This is a genomic window from Prevotella sp. tc2-28, assembly GCF_900107705.1.
GTDB lineage: Bacteria > Bacteroidota > Bacteroidia > Bacteroidales > Bacteroidaceae > Prevotella.
Map to the genome: position 1 here is coordinate 334,083 of NZ_FNRE01000001.1, position 18,286 is coordinate 352,368.

The 18,286-nt window shown below is 45.6% G+C and carries 16 protein-coding genes and 1 tRNA gene; 14 read left to right on the forward strand and 3 right to left on the reverse strand.

Annotated elements, in window-relative coordinates:
• The first annotated feature begins 1 nt into the window (after position 1).
• The 6 genes from BLU47_RS01310 to BLU47_RS01335 all read left to right on the forward strand — a co-directional run bounded on the left by BLU47_RS01310 (position 2) and on the right by BLU47_RS01335 (position 6,871).
• Complete coding sequence (locus BLU47_RS01310; protein ID WP_091957394.1) at positions 2 to 976, forward strand: DUF6043 family protein; 975 nt, start codon at positions 2 to 4, stop codon at positions 974 to 976.
• A gap of 185 nt (positions 977 to 1,161) precedes the next feature.
• Entirely contained in the window at positions 1,162 to 1,575 is a 414-nt protein-coding gene (locus tag BLU47_RS01315) for a helix-turn-helix transcriptional regulator (RefSeq protein WP_091957396.1), read from the forward strand.
• A 25-nt stretch (positions 1,576 to 1,600) separates the two neighbouring features.
• Positions 1,601 to 2,251 (forward strand): ParA family protein, encoded by a 651-nt coding sequence (locus tag BLU47_RS01320; RefSeq protein ID WP_091957398.1) that lies wholly within the window; start codon positions 1,601 to 1,603, stop codon positions 2,249 to 2,251.
• A 3-nt stretch (positions 2,252 to 2,254) separates the two neighbouring features.
• The gene (locus BLU47_RS01325) at positions 2,255 to 2,611 is read left to right on the forward strand and encodes a hypothetical protein (RefSeq protein ID WP_091957399.1); all 357 of its coding nucleotides are present in this window, start codon (positions 2,255 to 2,257) and stop codon (positions 2,609 to 2,611) included.
• A 60-nt stretch (positions 2,612 to 2,671) separates the two neighbouring features.
• Positions 2,672 to 5,920, forward strand: a complete 3,249-nt coding sequence (gene dnaG, locus BLU47_RS01330; protein ID WP_091957401.1) for a DNA primase — start codon at positions 2,672 to 2,674, stop codon at positions 5,918 to 5,920.
• A 354-nt stretch (positions 5,921 to 6,274) separates the two neighbouring features.
• Complete coding sequence (locus BLU47_RS01335) at positions 6,275 to 6,871, forward strand: Crp/Fnr family transcriptional regulator (protein ID WP_091957402.1); 597 nt, start codon at positions 6,275 to 6,277, stop codon at positions 6,869 to 6,871.
• Here the strand turns inward: BLU47_RS01335 and BLU47_RS01340 are convergent.
• Entirely contained in the window at positions 6,864 to 7,550 is a 687-nt protein-coding gene (locus BLU47_RS01340; protein ID WP_091957404.1) for a response regulator transcription factor, read from the reverse strand. The two genes, BLU47_RS01335 and BLU47_RS01340, sit on opposite strands and share 8 nt — an antisense overlap.
• Positions 7,537 to 9,033 (reverse strand): sensor histidine kinase, encoded by a 1,497-nt coding sequence (locus BLU47_RS01345; RefSeq protein WP_091957405.1) that lies wholly within the window; start codon positions 9,031 to 9,033, stop codon positions 7,537 to 7,539. Before BLU47_RS01345 ends, BLU47_RS01340 begins: the two co-directional genes overlap by 14 nt.
• A gap of 144 nt (positions 9,034 to 9,177) precedes the next feature.
• Between BLU47_RS01345 and BLU47_RS01350 the strand changes: the two genes are divergently transcribed.
• The 8 genes from BLU47_RS01350 (at position 9,178) to BLU47_RS01390 (ending at position 18,029) form a co-directional block, all read left to right on the forward strand.
• Positions 9,178 to 9,870 (forward strand): GLPGLI family protein, encoded by a 693-nt coding sequence (locus BLU47_RS01350; RefSeq protein ID WP_091957407.1) that lies wholly within the window; start codon positions 9,178 to 9,180, stop codon positions 9,868 to 9,870.
• Positions 9,871 to 9,878: 8 nt separating this feature from the next.
• Complete coding sequence (locus BLU47_RS01355) at positions 9,879 to 12,443, forward strand: carboxypeptidase-like regulatory domain-containing protein (protein ID WP_176780404.1); 2,565 nt, start codon at positions 9,879 to 9,881, stop codon at positions 12,441 to 12,443.
• A 236-nt stretch (positions 12,444 to 12,679) separates the two neighbouring features.
• On the forward strand, positions 12,680 to 13,099 hold the full coding sequence (locus BLU47_RS01360) for a hypothetical protein (RefSeq protein ID WP_091957410.1): 420 nt from the start codon (positions 12,680 to 12,682) through the stop codon (positions 13,097 to 13,099).
• A gap of 451 nt (positions 13,100 to 13,550) precedes the next feature.
• Positions 13,551 to 14,180, forward strand: coding sequence for a CPBP family intramembrane glutamic endopeptidase (locus BLU47_RS01370; protein ID WP_218131526.1), 630 nt, complete (start codon positions 13,551 to 13,553; stop codon positions 14,178 to 14,180).
• Positions 14,181 to 14,208: 28 nt separating this feature from the next.
• Complete coding sequence (gene lgt, locus BLU47_RS01375; protein WP_091957415.1) at positions 14,209 to 15,033, forward strand: prolipoprotein diacylglyceryl transferase; 825 nt, start codon at positions 14,209 to 14,211, stop codon at positions 15,031 to 15,033.
• A gap of 626 nt (positions 15,034 to 15,659) precedes the next feature.
• Positions 15,660 to 16,061: a plasmid mobilization protein gene (locus tag BLU47_RS01380; RefSeq protein ID WP_176780405.1), complete on the forward strand. Its 402-nt coding sequence runs from the start codon at positions 15,660 to 15,662 to the stop codon at positions 16,059 to 16,061.
• A gap of 3 nt (positions 16,062 to 16,064) precedes the next feature.
• Positions 16,065 to 17,321, forward strand: a complete 1,257-nt coding sequence (locus tag BLU47_RS01385; RefSeq protein WP_091957419.1) for a hypothetical protein — start codon at positions 16,065 to 16,067, stop codon at positions 17,319 to 17,321.
• A 36-nt stretch (positions 17,322 to 17,357) separates the two neighbouring features.
• A complete protein-coding gene (locus BLU47_RS01390; protein ID WP_091957420.1) occupies positions 17,358 to 18,029 on the forward strand; it encodes a hypothetical protein in 672 nt (223 codons plus the stop codon).
• A gap of 146 nt (positions 18,030 to 18,175) precedes the next feature.
• Here the strand turns inward: BLU47_RS01390 and BLU47_RS01395 are convergent.
• A tRNA-Pro gene (locus BLU47_RS01395) sits at positions 18,176 to 18,251 on the reverse strand.
• Positions 18,252 to 18,286 lie beyond the last annotated feature (35 nt).

Below are 18,286 nucleotides of genomic sequence, written 5' to 3' on the forward strand. Positions count from 1 at the left end.
GATGGATAACAAATATACATTTAAAGATTTTCTGGCAGACCTGAAGCAATGGCAGTCAGAGAATTTAGTGGAGTATTATAGATTCCTTGGTCTTTTAGGCCAAGAAGAGTTGCGTATCATGAACGTATTCTTTGCGTTAGTCAAGCAGATGTCGTTCCGAGTCCCCCGCCTGGTTGTAGAAGATGACGTTAGAATTCCACATGAGATGGCAGACATCATCAAACGTTCCCACACCATAGAAAGAATGATCAATGCTATGGGTTACACAGACCCAGAGCCTTTCTTGATGGCTCTGTTCTATTGGATCTACTTTGACCATAGTTATGAATGGATCTATTCAAAGATTAAGAACCCAATTCCTGGCTATAAACTTGGCATTCTCAAACTTCCATTGAATTATATCGCCAACAAATATGTTGTGAAAAAGAGCTTGGAGGCTGGCGTACGCACAAAAGAAGATTGGAATAGGTTTTGGAATCTCAAAACAGAAATGAAGACACTTCCCTACAATGAAGTGTTCGAACTTCTACCCAATGAGGAATTGCTGTTAGAGGACGGGAAAACAGATGATATTGAGAAGCTACCAGAACCTATCACTTTGCCCACAAAGGTATATAAGCCGCTGTCTGAGATTATCAATGTGCCCAACAGGGAAAGCAAGGAAAAGCTCTTGAATAACATCCATGAACTGCTGAAGAAAAAGTCAACAGGCAATGATCTTGTCCTACTACTCATCGTATTAAAAGATATCATTATTGCGCCAGCTACCACTCCCGTCATAAGTAATAGACTGCAAATGACAGAGTATAGAGAAGCGCTGGTCATGGAGTTCCCGGATTTGGCTTTTGTAAAGGCAAGAAATATCCAGTATTATTTCCATACGCTATATCACAGAGATGCTAAAGGCAAACTGGTTATTGAGAACTCCTGGTTTACTCAGGAACTAAAGTTTTTTAGGGACGAGTTGCTTAAATAGCATTGCGTTCTTTGCGTTATTTGCGCTTCTGACTGACAGCGCAAACATCTGCATTTAATTCACTTAGACGGTATTTAGAAAATTCGTACTTTTGCCCCCGATTTGAAATGAATCGAATCGGGGACAAGTCGTTTTTATGCGATCATTCCCCACAAACGAATATAAACTTCTAAATATTATAAGGAATGATTAAACCAAATGCTTTTGCAAAGGATGCCGACCAGGTTGGCTACTTTGAACCAAGTGAAGAAAGTGAGTTGTTTGCAAAGCGACTCGTGTCTGCAATCTCTAAGGGCGGTGACCACATCTCCCTTACTCTAACAGGGAAAGGTGCCATTGCCTTTGCCCGTGAACTCTCTGAGCGACTTCTGGCTGAAAAATCTCAAAAAGCTGAGAGTAATGTTGACAACCAAGAAGAACTGATTCCAAAAAGCGAGGTCATGAAGATGCTGTCGGTAAGTTCTACGACTCTCTGGCTTTGGAACAACAATAAATACCTCCCGCAGATCAATATCGGCCGAAAGGTATTCTATCGCGCAGAGGATATTCAGAAGCTACGCAAAGGAAATACCAATGAAGATTCTGGTTGTAGTATATAAATGTATAGTATAAAATCATAATCTCATGAGTAAAATTATTCTTTTCTCGAATATCAAGGGCGGTGTGGGTAAGACCACGCTATGCGCCCACTTTGCGGAGTACCTTTCTATGAAGGGAGTCCCTGTTGTAGCCGTGGATGCCGATATTCAGGCATCTTTGTCCAGACATCGTGAGCGTGAGGTGGAAGCAGACCCGGGGCAGACTATGCCCTGGGCCATCACCCGCCTCAATACACTTGATAGTAAGATAGTAAAAGCGGCTATGAATGAGTATAAAGAACAAGACGGCATTGTATTGACTGACTGTCCTGGCAACCTCAACGACAATAACCTCTCCATCCTCTATTCTATAGCCGACCTTATTGTCATTCCCATGTCCTACGATGTTGATACCATTGATGCGACAGGCATCTTTGTTTCCGTCATCAGCCAGAAGTCATCTGCCCGCTTGGTTTTCCTGCCCAACCGCATCAACACCACAGAAGGCAAGGCACATGAGCGTGAAATGAGAGATGAAACCATCTCTGTTCTTGGCCGGCTTGGAACGGTCACGCCGAGAATCAAGCAGAGCGTGGTCATCAAGCGATACTCCACACTCTACCCTCTTGACAAATACCAGTATGCTGCCGTTGAGCATGCTTTTGACAGAATCATTGAAATCATCAATCAACTATAAGACATGGAACAGAAAAAAGTTATAAACCCGTTGCTTTCAAAGAACGACAACGGAATCTCTCTTGCGGAGAGTGTCACAAAGATAACAGGTGTAAACGCTGAATCCAATGGTAATGCTGCAGCCTTCCGTAAGGAAAAGTCCGACTGGCATGCCGTTGGTTGGAAGAAGTTCACCGAAGGACTGGAGGACTATACCGGTGTTAAGGGGCAGGGTGCAGCAGTCTGGCTACCCACAGAGGTTAAGAAACAGATAGAGCAACTTCGTGCTAACTCGGAGCGAAACATCCCTATCCGTGCTCTGGCAGCGGCTATAATAGTAGCCTTCATGGAGGAACACAGGGAGGAACTCGGTAGCCTTTAATCCTTATACCATTATATAATATAAAGTAACGCTTATATAATACAAAAGTGATTTTCTATTATGATTGATAAGAAATACATTGACAAGGTTCTTGACGAGGTTGATCTGGCAGAAGTGGTGTCTGACTATGGTGTCAAGCTTCAGCTCAGAGGCCATACCGCAAAAGGATGCTGCCCTTTCCATCAGGAGGACACACCCTCGTTCCACGTTGACACGGCCAAGAACCTATACCACTGTTTCGGATGTGGCAAGGGTGGCAACGTCATCAACTTTGTGATGGAACAGGACGGTCTCACTTTTCCCCTTGCTGTCAAGAAACTGCTGAAGGAGAAATTGCATATTGACTTGTCTGACTCAGATCTCCAGTCCACACCTGAAGAGGAAGAGCGATACAAGAAACTGGAGTCCATGCGCATTATCAATGAAAGGCTTTGCGCATTCTTCTGCCAGGAAATAGGGAAGGATACACCAGATGCCAAGTCGGCAAAGGCATATATGCTCAGCAGATGGAACGAAGAGTATTGCAAGGAGAAGCATATCGGCTATGCTCCTGACAATTGGACATCCGTTATCGACTATGCAAAGAAAGAAGGCCTTAGTTTGAAACTGATGCAGGAAATGGGCATTCTGAAACTGAGTGAGAAGACACACTCCGTCTACTGCGTCTATCGTAACCGCATCATGATTCCCATCCGTGACAGATATTCCCATATCGAGGGATTCACGGCAAGGGCGATAGACGACAAGTCGGATTGTAAGTATCTCAATTCTGCCGACAGCGATTTGTATTGCAAGTCCCGTTCCATCTTTGGAATCGACACTGCCATCAAGAAAGCACGGGGAGACAGAAAGCTTTACTTAGTAGAGGGGGCACCTGATGTGATGAAGCTACAGTCAGTTGGTATCTTCAATGCCATAGCCTCCCTTGGTGGCTCATGGACAGTCAATCAGTTCCAGAAACTGAAAGACTATCGTTTACAGGATTGCACGCTCTGTTTTATGCCAGACTCAGATATTCCGAAAGACGGGGAAGAACTCGGTGCAGGCTTTTGTAACGTTATACGTAACGGAGCCCTTGCTATGCAGCAGGGTTTTACCGTCAGTGTCAGGGAGATACCCAATGACCTCAGCGTAGAACAGCCAAAGAAGATTGATCCCGATGAGTATTTCAGCGACAAGACCGACCTCAACAAATTGGAAGAAAGGGAGTTCTTGTTATGGGCATTTGAGAAGAAGTTCGATAAAAACGGGACTACTGAGGAAAAGCAGAAGGTTATCGATGAAACGTGCAATCTGCTCCTGTGTATCAAGGATGAAGCCGTTTTGGAGCGATACATCACGGAACTGGCTAAGATGGACGGCAACAAGACCATCTGGCGACAGGCTTACAATTCCGCAAAGAAGCGCCAGCAGGAACGTATCTCTGAGAAGAATAAGGAAGGTGGCATTGACATGCTCCGTTCTTTCGGTTTTACCGTTCAGCATGGATGCTATTATGGTTTCAACAAAAACGGTGACGAAGTACAGTGGTCGAACTTCACATTGAAGCCGCTGTTTCATATTAAAGACGACATCCGACCTGTTCGATTATTTGAAATCGTAAACGATGTAACAGGCAACAATAGGGAAATAATAGAGTTGGATATGGACGCTATGACCTCGGCAAGGGCATTCCGCAAAAAGCTGTTGGGTATAGGCAACTACACTTGGCTGGCAGGTGAGGATGCTCTGATACAACTACAACGGTATCTTGCCAGAGTTACAGAGACAGCTGTGGAAGTGAAACAACTTGGCTGGCAATCGCAGGGTTTCTTCTGCTTCTGTAATGGTGCGCAGGAAGAAGGCATCTGGAAACCGGTGGACGAACTTGGAATAGTCCGCTTGGCTTCTGGCAATTATTACCTTCCCGCTATGTCTCAGCTCTATAAGAACTCAACAGTATTATATACCAATGAGAAGAAGTATTGCCATCTTTCCTGCTCCAACATCTCATTGCACGACTATTTTGCCAAGATTATCGATGTATTCGGGGATAATGCAAAAGTTGGGATCGCCTTCTACATCGCTACGCTCTTTCGTGATATAGTCATGGACAAGACAGCATGTCTGCCTCTATTGAATATCTTCGGCCCGAAAGGTTCTGGTAAGACTGAACTGGCAGAAACGTTGATGTCGTTCTTCATGACTGGCAACGAGCCGCTGAATATTGAGACGGCAACTGTTCCAGCCTTGGCTGATGCTGTAGCCAGCGTGAGTAACATGCTTGTCCATATCGATGAATACAAAAATGGTATCGACATAAAAAAGGTAGAGTTGATGAAGGACGCATGGGCAGGAATCGGACGCTATAGGATGAACATGGACAAGGATAAGAAGCGCGAACAATCGCACGTAGATTCCTGCATAATACTGACAGGACAGGAAATTCCTACGGCAGACATCGCTTTGTTCTCCCGTCTTATATTCCTGACCTATGAGAAACAGCATCACACACTGGAAGAACGCGATAAGTTCTCCGACTTGATGCAATACCGACAGATGGGAGCCACTCGTATTACATTGGAAATTCTCAAATTACGCCCTACATTCATTGCCGACTTCGACAAAGCATGGCAGAAGGCAAGAATTGACTTACATTCCCGTACTGCTGCATACAAAATCAATGATCGCATCGAAAAGAACTGGCTCTTTTCACTTTCGGCATTCCTGACAATTGAAACAGAGATAGATTGCCCATTCTGTTACGAAGAACTTCTGGGCATCTGTGCCAAAGGAGCCATCCGCCAGAATGAACTGATTTCAAGAACAGATGAAGTTGCAGGCTTTTGGGACATCATCAGTAGTGCCCAACAGAAAGGAAGTTTTGTCAACGGTCAGGACTATGTTATCAAAACAAAGACGACAATTAAAACCTATGAGGCAAAAAACACTATAGACTTCAGTGCGCCGAAGGAAATTCTTATGATACGCAAAAATAGCATGCTGACCACCTATCGCCAGTTAGGTCGCCAGATTGATGAGCGAATGTTGCCTTCTGAGTCAATCCTTCACTACCTCCAAAACTCGCCTGAGTATTTTGGCATTTCGTTCTCGCCAGAGCGTTTCAAGCAGTTCAATGCCAATGGTCAGCCCATTCAGGAGTATGTTGAGAAAGAGAACAAGTACAAAACCGTTTATCAGCAAGACCGCCCACTCTGTTTTGATTATCAGATGATTCGTGAAAAATTTGGTATCTGCCTTGATTCTATAGTTGGTGACCTGCCTGTAGAGAAAGAAACTAATGCAGAAGAGGAAGCACTTCCGTTCTGACGCAGAAAAGCGGTGTAGCATATGTCGCATTTTGTGCATTGCTGATTATCAAGCAGATAGATAGCAAAATAATAGTAACAAATGTGTAGTGTCATGTAGCACAGATTGAGCAAGTTTACTTGTTTTGTAGCAGGATGTAGCAGAAACAAAAGGTATGATATATTAAAAGGAAAGTCAACAACTCTGTAAATCAAAGGATTATGCTAATGTTTCTATTTGCTACATCTTGCTACACATTATTTGTTATACTCAACATGAAAAACGGAAATGGCTATCCTAATATCGTTAAATTCTGTATCGTTTTTACTTTATCTCGCTCAAATTCACTACCTTTGCAACCAAATTCGGTGAAGTATGGAACAGAAATTCGGGATAAATAGCATTGACATCAAGGTGCTGCGCGAGTTTTGCGAGCGCGAGGGCAAGGAGGTGACTTACCGTAAGGGCGACCAGCTGGAGCGCGAGGGCGACCCCGCACGATGGTTCGGCTTCGTCACCGAAGGGTGCTTCAAGTATGTAACGTATGGCATCAGCGACGATAGGGAGCATATCACATGGTTCTCGTTCGAGGGCGAGTTTGTGACCGATTATCCCGCCTGCCTCGACGGTCGTCCATCGCAGACTACGATCAAGGCGATGATGCCCAGCCGCATGCTCCGTGTCACGGGCGAACAAGTGATGCAGATGTACTGTCAGAACATGGAGACGATGAAACTGCGCAGTGTTGTAGCCGAGCACCTACTCAATCAGAAACATGCCCGCTACCTCGACCTCCACCGCGCCACGGCCCGCGAGCGCTACGAATTGCTGCTACGTCGTTGTCCCGGCATCGTGCATCACCTTGCCTTGCAGGATCTCGCCTCTTTTCTCTGCGTCACGCCCAATTACCTGAGCACCATCCGCAAGGATATCACGTCCGAAGCGAAAAATAGCACCACTTTCTTTAAGTAGATTCTATCACCTCCAACCTATACCCGCGCTTTTTAAGGGACACGATAGAGATGCTGGTGTCGGGTTCGAGCATCTTGCGAATATAGGTTATCTGGACGTTGAGGGCGAGGGAGTTGGCATAACTATCGTTTCCCCAGACGTGTTCCAGCAGATACGAACGCTCTACGGTCTGGCCGATATGCTGGGCTAAAATGGCCAGGATCTCCGACTGGCGGGCAGAGAGGTGTTGCACTGTTCCGGCATATTCAATCGTGGAGAGGTTGCTGTCGAAAATGGTCTGGCCGATGGTCATGCGCGATGGTAACGAAGCCTGGCGATGCTCGAAACGCTCTTTAATCTTGGCAATCAGTTCTTCGGGATAGAACGGTTTTGGGATGTAGTCATTGCCTTTCAGGTCGAACCCTTTCAGGCGGTCGGCCTTTTCCGTCCGGTCGGTAAGGAAGAAGATAAGCACGTCACGGTCTTGCTCACGTATCTTTTGCGCCAACTCGAAGCCGTTCATCTCTGGCATATTGATGTCGAGTAGTACCAAATCGGGGCGGTTGGCAGCGTATATTTCCCATCCCGCACGTCCATTCTCAGCATAGTCCACTTCATAGTCCTCCACCTCCAGGAATTTCCTTAGCAACTCCGAGTTCTGGCGGTCATCGTCAACGAGTAATATCCTAATCCTCTCCATCTCTCTGCGGTATTACGATTGTAAATGTGGTGCCTTCACCCTCCGTGCTGTCAAAGCTGATATTGCCACCGTGTGCCTCCACCAACAACTTCACATAACTCAGTCCAAGCCCAATGCCGGGGATGGCCTTGTCCTTTGCCGACTCGCTACGATAGAACTTGTCAAACACATACCGCTGGTCGGCCTTTGCGATGCCGATACCATTGTCCGCCACGCAGATTTGCACCATCCCGTCCTCACGCATCCGGTAGTCTATCCTAATGGTCACGGCCTCACGGGAGTATTTGATGGCATTCTCCAGCAGGTTGCAGACGATGTTTGCCAGGTGCATACGGTCGGCCCGTATCTCCAAATCGTCCTCGGCCACAATCTCCATCCTCACATCCTTGTCCGAAGGGATATTCTGCTTATTGATACATTCCTCCATCAGTCCGCGCAACGCAAAGCGCGACTTTACCAGCGGAATCTTCTCTGAATCGCTGAACGTGATGTCACGCAGTTTCGAGAAATACGAAGTCAGGTTATCCAGTTCATTGTGCGAACTGTTCAATATCTTCTGCTTGCTCTCCCCGTCCTGCATCATCCGCTCGTTGCCCATAAACGACACACACATCTTCAGCGTCGATATAGGCCGTTTCAGTTCGTGAATCATCGTGTGCAGAAATTCCTGTCGGATAGCCTCGATGTGCCGTTGCTTGCGGATAGTCAGTATCTGATAGATCAGACAGAAGACAAGGAAGAACGAGAGCAGTATGGTAATCAGTAGTGTATAAGTCATTCGCCGGATGATAGGCGACATACCTATTGCAGTCTTTACCACGACCTGTTGCCCCTCAAAGATGTCGTAAGGGAACGAGACTGTCATCACAGGTTGCCAGATGGAAGTATGTGGCAGCATTGACGGTTGCCACACCATTGTATCGGTTTTCGTGGTTGTGATGCTTTGTGCCATGATACCCTTTGAACGCAGAATGCTGTCGAGCCGCACCTTCTGGAAAGGCTGTTTGTGGTTGGCTATGAAGCGGTCAAGTGCGTCCACAACGTGAGTGGCTATGGTATCGTCAATGTTATTACACCTAAACTCAAATATTTCCATGTCATCATTACTATCCTGCAGATTATTACTCTGATGATTCGCAATGTAATCCAAAAAGTATGTCTGAGCATCTATGCCTTTAGGAATGGATGCAGATTTTTGCAGCGTGTCAAAAACATAAATATCATATGCCCATGCAGAGGCATGATTCTCATCCTTAATGTCGATTTTCCTGGATCGATTGCCATATAGCCTATTGGGGGCAGGCAATGCCTTTCTCATGGAAATATCTTCTTCCACACAGGCAGTAATAGTTGCGTATAGTTCACTTTCATATTCTTCGAGCGATAGCTGATAGCGACTATACATCCAATAGCCCTGCACAATGCTATAGGCTATGATGACACATATGGTCCAGCCATATATAAATTTGACTCTTCTTTCCATGCCGCAAAGATACTCAATTTATTCAGATTTCCATCTGAATATGACCTAAAAAAACGAAACAGTAATAATTCAGTAATATTTATTTTCGATTGCATGCCATAATAACCCTATCTTTGCACTCGAATTATCATCAAACTTGTCAATATGAGAAAAATATTATTGCCGTTGCTATTATTCCTTCCGATGCTATGCCTTGCGCAAAGCATCGAAGTGAAGTACTCTGTTTATTCAAAACAGCGGAAGGCACAGATTGAGAAAATCATGAACAACGTAGCCAATCAAGGACACAAAGGACTGCTTGCTGGTATTGAAGCGGAAAAAGAAGACTCCTTCTGTCTAGTTGTCAGAGATAGGCTTTCCTCTTATGTGCGTATAGAGCCAGAAGAGGATTTGAGTGATGACAGCGGCCCGAAGATAGTTCTTGTCAGTGGTGCTTTCAGCGAGGAAGAACATGCTGTGTACAAGGATATGACCAACCATACGATGACAGAGGCGAAGGATTTGCTGGCTGAAACTTATATCGTGGAAACGCCTATCCCCAAATATGATTGGAAGGTAACTGCTGACAACAGGGATATTATGGGACTGAAATGTTATCGGGCCACACTGAATGATACCATTACGGCATGGTTCTGCCCGGAAATACCCGTTAGCGATGGTCCCGATGTGTATGCTGGTCTGCCCGGTCTTATTCTGGATTTGGAGGATGAGCACTATATCTATCGTTGCATTGCTATTGATACCAACTCCCGTTCAGAGGTGGCAGCGAAGAAACGCGGAAAGAAAGTATCAACAGAACGCTTTGAAGAACTGAGGAAACAGATGCTCGACAGGTAATGGGATTTATGAGATTCTTTCTCCTTTCTTCCACATGGCTGTGCTTAGCCGTTACTTCCAGTGTGGCAAACGGAAGGCCAGTCAAGGGCATTGTGAAAGATGCTCAGACAGGCGATAGCATCCCCTTTGCCAATGTCATGGCATACGCTCTGCCCGACAGCACACTGCTTGGTTTTGCCGTCACCGACGATGCGGGTAGGTTCTCGCTGGACGTCCCTAAGGAGGGGCGCTTGCTGCTAAAGGTTTCCTGTCTGAGTTACAAGACCGCAGAAATCGAGATACCTACAAGCCATGACAGCATACACATCACCATGCAGCCTGATACAATGGTGCTGAAAAACGTCGTGGTGAAAGGACGCATGCCTGGCATCAAAGTGCGCGGAGATACCATAGACTATAATTTCCAGAAATATACCGATGGCTCTGAGAAAGTCCTGAAGGATATTCTGGCGAAACTCCCTGGGATGGATGTCAACGAAAAAGGTCAGGTGACTGCCAACGGTGAGGCTGTGAAAAAGATTCTCGTCAACGGTCAAGACTTCTTCGGCGACCACAGCGAGCAGATTACCAACAATCTGCCCTCTGACTATGTTGACAAGATTCAGTTGCGGAAGAATTACAGCGAGTACTCTTTTGTGGAAGGCTTCAAAACCCGTAAGGCAACGGCTCTGAATGTAGATATCGACTCGCTGCACAGGGGTAATGTCACGGGAAATGCGGAACTGTTTGGAGGCTATCGTGACAAGTACAGGGGCGCTTTAAACCTCTTCTCCTTCGGTGACAAGGTGATGTGGGGCGTCAATGCCAAGTTGTTCAATACTGGCGAGGAAATGATGACGCTGGAAGACTATATCAAACTGCTGGGTGGTGTCAAGGACTATGCTCAGGCTTTTGGCGGTGCCAACAAGATTATTGACAACGGACTTTCGCCAGTGTCTTACATCAGCAACAGCATCAACACATATCGGCGGACAAACGGAGTGGCTTCTGCCAATGTGGCCTGGAATCCCAATGAACATATCAAGGTGAATGCCTATTATTTGTTTAACCTTGAACGGAGTAACGGCCTGTACGACATCAGCCGTTCTTATTGGGGGCGTAGTGCTGTTGAGACGATGCAACAGACTACTGACACGCGGCGAGGCTTTCATCATCTTGGCTTTAACATGAAGAACTCGTTAGCAGGCAATACTGCTATTGACTGGAAGTTCATGGCGACATCCATGCCTCAGAAAAGCCAGAACCGTCTCGGTGTCTATTCATGGGATGAGGATGCGGACGTGTGGAACTTCAACAACAACCTGGCTTTTGTCAAGAACTGGAACAACCGCAATCTTCTTTCTGTCAGTTCACAACTCGTATATAACAATATTTATCGGACTATTGACGTGTTTTCTGCCAACAGCCAAGGCCAGCGCACGACATTGTTAGACCATCACCTGACCGCCTCATGGGTACACAGACTTTCCAAGGCGTGGCAGTTTAAGATGAGTACGGCATGGAACATCATCCGCTCCACGATGTCTATCCACTATTGGAGGGGATTTGAAATCCCCGACTCGAAGGATACGGAAACAACGCGACTATATGACTATGGCCTTTCTATCCATAAGAAAAAGGGACTGCTCCGTTTAGATGCCGGATTGGATGTTGCCTATCTCGGCCAGGGGCATTCTGCCGATAAGGTTGTCGTTCTGCCCAATGCGTCTATAGAGTTGGCCCTGAGTCCCATCAATGCCGTAACATTGTCTTACAACAGCGGCTATGAGCGGGACGACAGTTATTTTGCTCATGGAACGGTGCTGAATGACTATCGGCAAATGACTGTCTATGACGGCAAGAGCGACCTGCTGCACAGACACCATGATTTTTCATTTACCACCCATTACTTCAGTATTCTGTCTGACTTTACTTGTATCTTGAATGCCGGATATTCCTTTACGCAGCGTCCGTATATCTTCAGTTATGAAAGTAATGGCAACACCACGATTGCCTCACTGATGCAGTCAGACCGAAATCAAGTGATCCAACATGCGTACATCAATATCAAGAAGGAGTTCAGGTTTCCAATCATCCTGACAGTGAAATCGACGTTGGTCAATAGTCTCTATCAGACAGCCTACAGCCAGCAGATAAGCAACAACCGACATACCCAGGCTGAGGGTGTAGTTTCTTTAACCAGCAAGTTTAAGAAATCGATAATCAATGCCGAAGTGGGCTATCGGTTCTGTTACCAGCAAAACAAGTTAGGCCTCACCTCTTCATTTTTGAATTTGATGTCCTACGAGGCATATGTCAGACCTTTTCTTGTGAAAAAAAACAAGTGGGATGTCAGCCTGCCCCTGACGTATATTCATGACCAGTCCGGCCCCCAGCGGTTCGGCTATTTCGATTGTGGCGTTCAAGCCAGTTACACGAAAGGCCGTTGGTCGTTCTTCGTTGACGGGAAGAACTTGTTGCATACCAGGCGCTTCAACCGTATCAGTGTCGATGCCAATAACGACTACACAGAGACCATCGTAGAAAGCCGATTGCCCGGCTATATAGTCATTGGAATGAAGAAGATGTTTTAGCTTGACGACAACATAATGAGGCGCGAAGCATATCAACCCCATATAGAAAATAAATTCTGCTTTGAAAAAAAATGGATCTTATGCATTACAGAAGCAAAAAAACACCTGAATTTCTGAACCAATGTTCAGACTTTCACCCCCGACAGCATTTTTTCGGTCTTGTCGGGGGCTTTTTCGTGGGACTTTCTGTAACTTTGCCACACGAAATAGTTCAAAAAATTAAAATTCTTAGCAAAATGAAAACAATGAAACTCTGGAGAATCGCATTTATGATGCTTGCTGCTTTCTCCCTCGCCTCTTGCAGCAGCGACGATGACAGCAATGTCTACGAAGCAGCAGAGCTTGGTGGCACATGGCAAAAGGTGTATGACGAAGGCGTGGCCGACGCTGGCACGGTACAGTACACATTCCATCCACAGTCTGCCAATAACGGTACCGTTGATATATTCACCTCCGACTGGGCAGCAGGCGACACCACCGTTTATCGCATTTACACCGTAACGGATGCTGGGCATCTACAAATTTCGCCCAAGCCCGATGATACCTCAGTTGCCCTCACCGTAGATTGCGACATCCGCCGCCTCACCAGCACGCAGATGATTTGGAACAAGCCCGGCACCAGCGAGGAAATAGCTCGTTTTACAAAAGAGAAATGAACCTGTAAAAATCGGAATTTATGATTGTATCAAAGAAATCTATTGGACTGATAGTCCTATTTTTAATACCCCGTTTTGCTATTGGCCAAAACAGCGTGGATAGCATAGTGGCCAAGCAAGACAGTTGTATGGCAATTAGAACTGACTCGTTATGCTGCAGCAGGTCTGTGTGTAATTGTGATACGGTTCAACAAGACAGTTGCCTACAGCAGCATAGACTATCTTTTGTCTGCAAAGAGCAAAAGCCGACCAAAGGCATCAACCCGAATGCTGTTAAAATGCAAAGGTTCGATCCTTATAAGAAGAAATTTACCGACATGAGAATAATTGAAACTATTGGGTCGCACATTAGCCGGTAAGTAAATTCAAATCTATCTGAGGTACATCCTCATATTTTGTCACACTTTATGCTGTTTTTATGAATTATTCTAAAAAAGAATGTATTTTCAAGATGACAAGAGTCTTTCTTGCTTCCTTCATCTTGATGGGCGTTTTCCTGTTGCCCTACTTCGCCTATATTTTCGGGCGGGACATCCCTTTCAGTCGTACAATATTGGATATTGGAAACCTTCTGTGGCCGTTAGCAATTTTTGTCGTCCTACTTTACGAAGACAAGAAAGAGAAGTTGGGAATATGGCGTAATCCGAGCCTTGAAATGAACTTGAAGACGGTTATTCTATCCCTGGCATTGGGAGTCCTCTGGCAGCTCATTATACTTCTGCTGACCTCCTTGTTTGACGCACCTAATACAGACCCTCGGGAGTCCTATACTCTGGCGACCCTTATCCTGCATATATTCTCCTTCGCCATCATCGGCCCCATTGCAGAGGAATTGCTTTTACGGAAATGGTACATATCCGTGATGGAAAGAGCCTCTTTCGGCAAGATAGCGATTGTCGTTTCCAATGCACTCATCTTTTACGCGGCGCATGTGGGTACAGGCGTTTGGAGATTAGACACACTGATTATGGCGGTCATTCTTTGCCTGACGTATATGAGAACCAGAGATATTCGCTATTGTGTGATTACGCATGTCACATGTAATCTCCTGGGAATCTTCTCTGCTTATTATTTCGTATAAAACAATCTTCTTGCGTTTTGGAGGTTTTATGAACCAATTGCTATATATCGTCTGGAATCCAGACCTCGTGGCATTCAGACTGGGTCCGCTGTCGGTGCGATGGTACGGGCTGATGTGGGCCATCGGAATCGCGCTGGCCTTTCTCGTGGTGAAACGCCTATATAAGGAGCAGAAGATCAAGGATGAGCTCTTCGCCCCACTCTACATCTACTGTTTCTTCGGTATCCTGATTGGTGCCCGACTGGGACACTGCCTTTTCTATGAACCCGACCATTTTCTGACCTCAGGAAAAGGTTTTGTGGAGATGTTCCTACCCATCCGCTTCCTGACAAATGACGGATGGAAATATGTAGGCTATCAAGGCCTCGCCTCACACGGAGGTACCTTCGGCCTTATCGTTGCCCTGTGGTTCTATGTCCGCAAAACCAAACTCAGCATCTGGCGCGTGTTGGACAACATAGCTATCGCCACAGGGACGACAGCCTGTTTCATTCGTTTGGGCAACCTGATGAACTCCGAGATTATCGGCAAGATTACGGATGTTCCCTGGGCGTTTATCTTCGAGAAGGTCGATGCCGTACCTCGTCATCCTGGCCAGTTGTATGAGGCCATCGCCTACGCTGTCCTTTTCTTCATTTTGTGGACACTACACAAGCGTATGCCTGAGAAGGTTGGCACAGGCTGGTATTTCGGCTTCTGTCTGACGTATATCTTCACCTTCCGTTTCTTCATCGAGTACACCAAGGAGATACAAGAAGCCTTCGAGGCATCGCTGCCCATCGATATGGGTCAGATACTCTCCATCCCGTTTATCATCCTCGGCGTGTACTGCATGTTAAGAGCCCGCAAATGAAAACACAGCTCTTTCATAAGAGATAGAAAAGTAATCCCAAGCATTATGAGAACAAAATAAACTCAAATAACAATTCGTGACCCATTCACTTTATGTCTAACTTTCAAAAAACAGAAAGGATTATGGAGAACCCGTAAATTTTTAAACATAGACTGTACTCTCGTCATTTTGGAAAAGACTTATCCGAACCAACAATGTTACATTACTAACTTGGATAAGTCTTTTTCTCATTAGTTTATGACACTGACAATTTGGATAAGGCTGATTCAAGATCACAATGTCATGTTGTGAGGTCAAATCAGGCTGATTCTTGTTATTATTTGTGTCAGTGAGGTTGGATCCAGCTGATTCGGTTTTCCATGCTGTATTAACCCAATAAAATTGAACTGAAAGCTACTGAAAAACGCAAAAATGAAAGTTGCACGAGGTCGGGAAATATAGCTTTTATTTCTTGGCAGTATGGATGATTCCCCCTACCTTTGCGTTGTCGAAGGTGCGAAACGTGACGTAAGTTAGCAAGAGGTTTTTTCGTGATACGAAAAACTCTTGAACACTTGACGACAAGTGTTGATGACGGAGTACTCGCAGGCTCGCACCTCATGTATGGAATATTAATTCAAATGAAAATGAAGGATAACAACAAGGAAAATAGGTTGATGAGGCGTAGGGGGAGGCCGCGCAAGTCAGAAACGGAGAATTCGGTAGTCAGAAAGCCGAGGGCTTTGAGACTGTCAGACGAAGAGGAGAGGTACATCGCTGGCAATGCCGAGAGGTGCAGGATGAACTTCAGTGAGTATTGCAGACAGGTGTTGATGGACTATAAACCAAGCGTGCCTGACACATTGTTCCGGGACGAGTTGTTTGCTGCCCGTAAGGATATAGTGAACTTCATCAACAACATCAAGGGGCTCAAAATGGGGAGTGAGGAACGGAAGGAGTTTCTCAGGTCGATGCCCGTAATTCAGCAGTGGTGGAAGAGACTGTTCCCGATGATTGAGTTTCTCGACAAAAGGATTGAAAGGGGGTAAGCGATGATAGCAAGAGCAAGAGCCGTGGCGCACGGCAGCGCCTATACGACGTATGCCACGCTGAAAAGGGATGCAGAGTTCGTCTGCTGTGAAAATATGGCGGGGGATATGACCGCTGCCGTGACGGATGATGACCTGGACAACATCTGGTTGCAGTTCAAGTATGCCGGGGAGAACTATATTGCCAAAGGCAAAGCCGTGAGCAGAAATCTGATAGCAATGGAGGTGTCGCCCACTAAGGATGAGTCGAAGGGCTGGACTCTGGAGCAATGGAAGTGGTTTGCACATCGATTCATTGAAGAAATGGATAAGATTGAGTTTAGGGATAAGAATGGAAAAGTGTCGTCGAAACGGATGGACTTGGCGCATAGCAAATGGATTGCCATGCTACACCACGATGCAAAGAGTGGAATCCCTCATCTGCACTTCATGGTGTCGCGCTTTACCATCGACGGAAGGATCAATGACACCAATCTTATAGGATTGAAGGCAACAATGGCCGCAAACAGTATCAACCAGAGTTTGGGCTGGAAGCAGTCGCAGGAAATCAGCGAGGAACACAAGGCTGAGATTAAAGATGCCCTCTATGATATTCTGAGAAATATGAATCGGTTCAACTGGAATGTATTTCTCCAGAAGATAAAGGAACGTGGCTATTCTGCCGAACTCAAAAAGGATAGTAATGGCGAGGTCGTGGGCTATAGAATCAAGCGAGGTAACTCAAAATATAACGCCTCAGAGATTGGCCGACAGCTGACGGCTAGTAGAATAGAGGCGACTTGGAGGCAGTTGCACAAGGACATGGAAGCTGAAACGGCCAAAAGGAAAGCCGATGAGCAAAAAGCCAGGATCGAGTACGCAGAACGCCATCACTTTGTTTGTGAGCCTGTAAGTCCTGATACTAAGAAGGAGCATTTTGAGTTTGACCGCAGTATTGCAGATGGCAAAGAGCCTGAACACTTCACATTTGATGTCTCTGAAAATCTCGTGAACGCTATGGGCAACACTTTCAAGGCTCTCGAAAGTGAGTTTGAGTTTGTGCTCGAAGAGGTAATGGAGATTTCACTATGCGTATTCTTCGAGATAATGAGTGTTCCAGGCGGCTCTGGATATTCATCAGGAGGGGGTGGAGGAAGCAACAATGATCAGCCTCACAAAAAGAAGGATGATGATGACGAACTGCTCCGAGCAAAGCGTATCGCCAGAGCCGTAGCTAAATGCTGTCCGCGAAAGATTATCCATCGTGGTTATGGAAGATAATAATATAAATATGTAAACGTATAAATATATAATGTAATGAAAAAATATAAAGATGCAGAAAGCCTGTTCGACAATGTGGAGGGGCAGGAAGAAAAGGAGAATATGACTGTAGCTGGTACGTCTCAAAATGAGAACGTGCCAGCTCCTATCGGGGGAGAATCAACGTTTAGTACTGACTATCTGGAGAAAATCCTACAAATACAACGGAATTTTGACAGACAGCAAGAGCAGAACGCTAAGATTTTAGAGACTATGGAAAGGCTTGTGAAACGTCTGGAAGGCTGCAAGGATATAAAAGTAAGTCTTTCTGAAGATGACAAGAATCTGTTGTCTGCCCTTCCTATAACAATCAACAAACATGTTGCCACGACAGTAGGAGAGGCAGGACAGAAAGTAAAAGAGGACATAGACAAGCAAACCGTATCTTCGATGAAATCACTCACTGGAACATGTGACAAGAAGACTGAGGAATTAAAGAAGGTGCTTAACAACAAGGGTATCTATCTTTCTTGGTGGAACTTCTGGGCAATGGTTATTATGGCAATAACCAGTGTAGGCTATGCCATATATGCTGCATTCAACAGATGCCTATGGGATGAGTTATGGGAGAGACTGTGGTTTCCATTATTAGTGTTTTTGTTCTTTGTTTGTTCAATAGGCTTAATGGTCTGGCTCAATCTCAGAGAATATAGAATCCCCAAATACTAAAGCCTCTATCTGCAAACTCTGAGATTGCAAACTGCAAAATCAGGAGTCAAGGAACGCCAAAACAATAACTAGTACGCCAAAAACACGCCAATTTAGAGCATAAAAGAAATCCAAACTACTGATAATCAGCGGTTTGGATTTTCTTTTGGTCGGGATTACTGGACTCGAACCAGCGACCTCGCGCCCCCCAGACGTGTGCGCTACCAACTGCGCTAAATCCCGAACGTTTGCTTGTAAGCGGGTGCAAAGGTAAGTAG

What these genes read in the sequence shown, in the direction of transcription:
- BLU47_RS01340 (WP_091957404.1), bottom strand. Translation starts at nt 7,550, where the DNA reads ATGGAGAGGATTAGGATATTACTCGTTGACGATGACCGCCAGAACTCG.
- BLU47_RS01370 (WP_218131526.1), top strand. Translation starts at nt 13,551, where the DNA reads ATGACAAGAGTCTTTCTTGCTTCCTTCATCTTGATGGGCGTTTTCCTG.
- BLU47_RS01390 (WP_091957420.1), top strand. Translation starts at nt 17,358, where the DNA reads ATGAAAAAATATAAAGATGCAGAAAGCCTGTTCGACAATGTGGAGGGG.
- dnaG (WP_091957401.1), top strand. Translation starts at nt 2,672, where the DNA reads ATGATTGATAAGAAATACATTGACAAGGTTCTTGACGAGGTTGATCTG.
- BLU47_RS01345 (WP_091957405.1), bottom strand. Translation starts at nt 9,033, where the DNA reads ATGGAAAGAAGAGTCAAATTTATATATGGCTGGACCATATGTGTCATC.
- BLU47_RS01325 (WP_091957399.1), top strand. Translation starts at nt 2,255, where the DNA reads ATGGAACAGAAAAAAGTTATAAACCCGTTGCTTTCAAAGAACGACAAC.
- BLU47_RS01350 (WP_091957407.1), top strand. Translation starts at nt 9,178, where the DNA reads ATGAGAAAAATATTATTGCCGTTGCTATTATTCCTTCCGATGCTATGC.
- BLU47_RS01360 (WP_091957410.1), top strand. Translation starts at nt 12,680, where the DNA reads ATGAAAACAATGAAACTCTGGAGAATCGCATTTATGATGCTTGCTGCT.
- BLU47_RS01335 (WP_091957402.1), top strand. Translation starts at nt 6,275, where the DNA reads ATGGAACAGAAATTCGGGATAAATAGCATTGACATCAAGGTGCTGCGC.
- BLU47_RS01380 (WP_176780405.1), top strand. Translation starts at nt 15,660, where the DNA reads ATGAAGGATAACAACAAGGAAAATAGGTTGATGAGGCGTAGGGGGAGG.
- BLU47_RS01320 (WP_091957398.1), top strand. Translation starts at nt 1,601, where the DNA reads ATGAGTAAAATTATTCTTTTCTCGAATATCAAGGGCGGTGTGGGTAAG.
- BLU47_RS01355 (WP_176780404.1), top strand. Translation starts at nt 9,879, where the DNA reads ATGAGATTCTTTCTCCTTTCTTCCACATGGCTGTGCTTAGCCGTTACT.
- BLU47_RS01385 (WP_091957419.1), top strand. Translation starts at nt 16,065, where the DNA reads ATGATAGCAAGAGCAAGAGCCGTGGCGCACGGCAGCGCCTATACGACG.
- BLU47_RS01315 (WP_091957396.1), top strand. Translation starts at nt 1,162, where the DNA reads ATGATTAAACCAAATGCTTTTGCAAAGGATGCCGACCAGGTTGGCTAC.
- BLU47_RS01310 (WP_091957394.1), top strand. Translation starts at nt 2, where the DNA reads ATGGATAACAAATATACATTTAAAGATTTTCTGGCAGACCTGAAGCAA.
- lgt (WP_091957415.1), top strand. Translation starts at nt 14,209, where the DNA reads ATGAACCAATTGCTATATATCGTCTGGAATCCAGACCTCGTGGCATTC.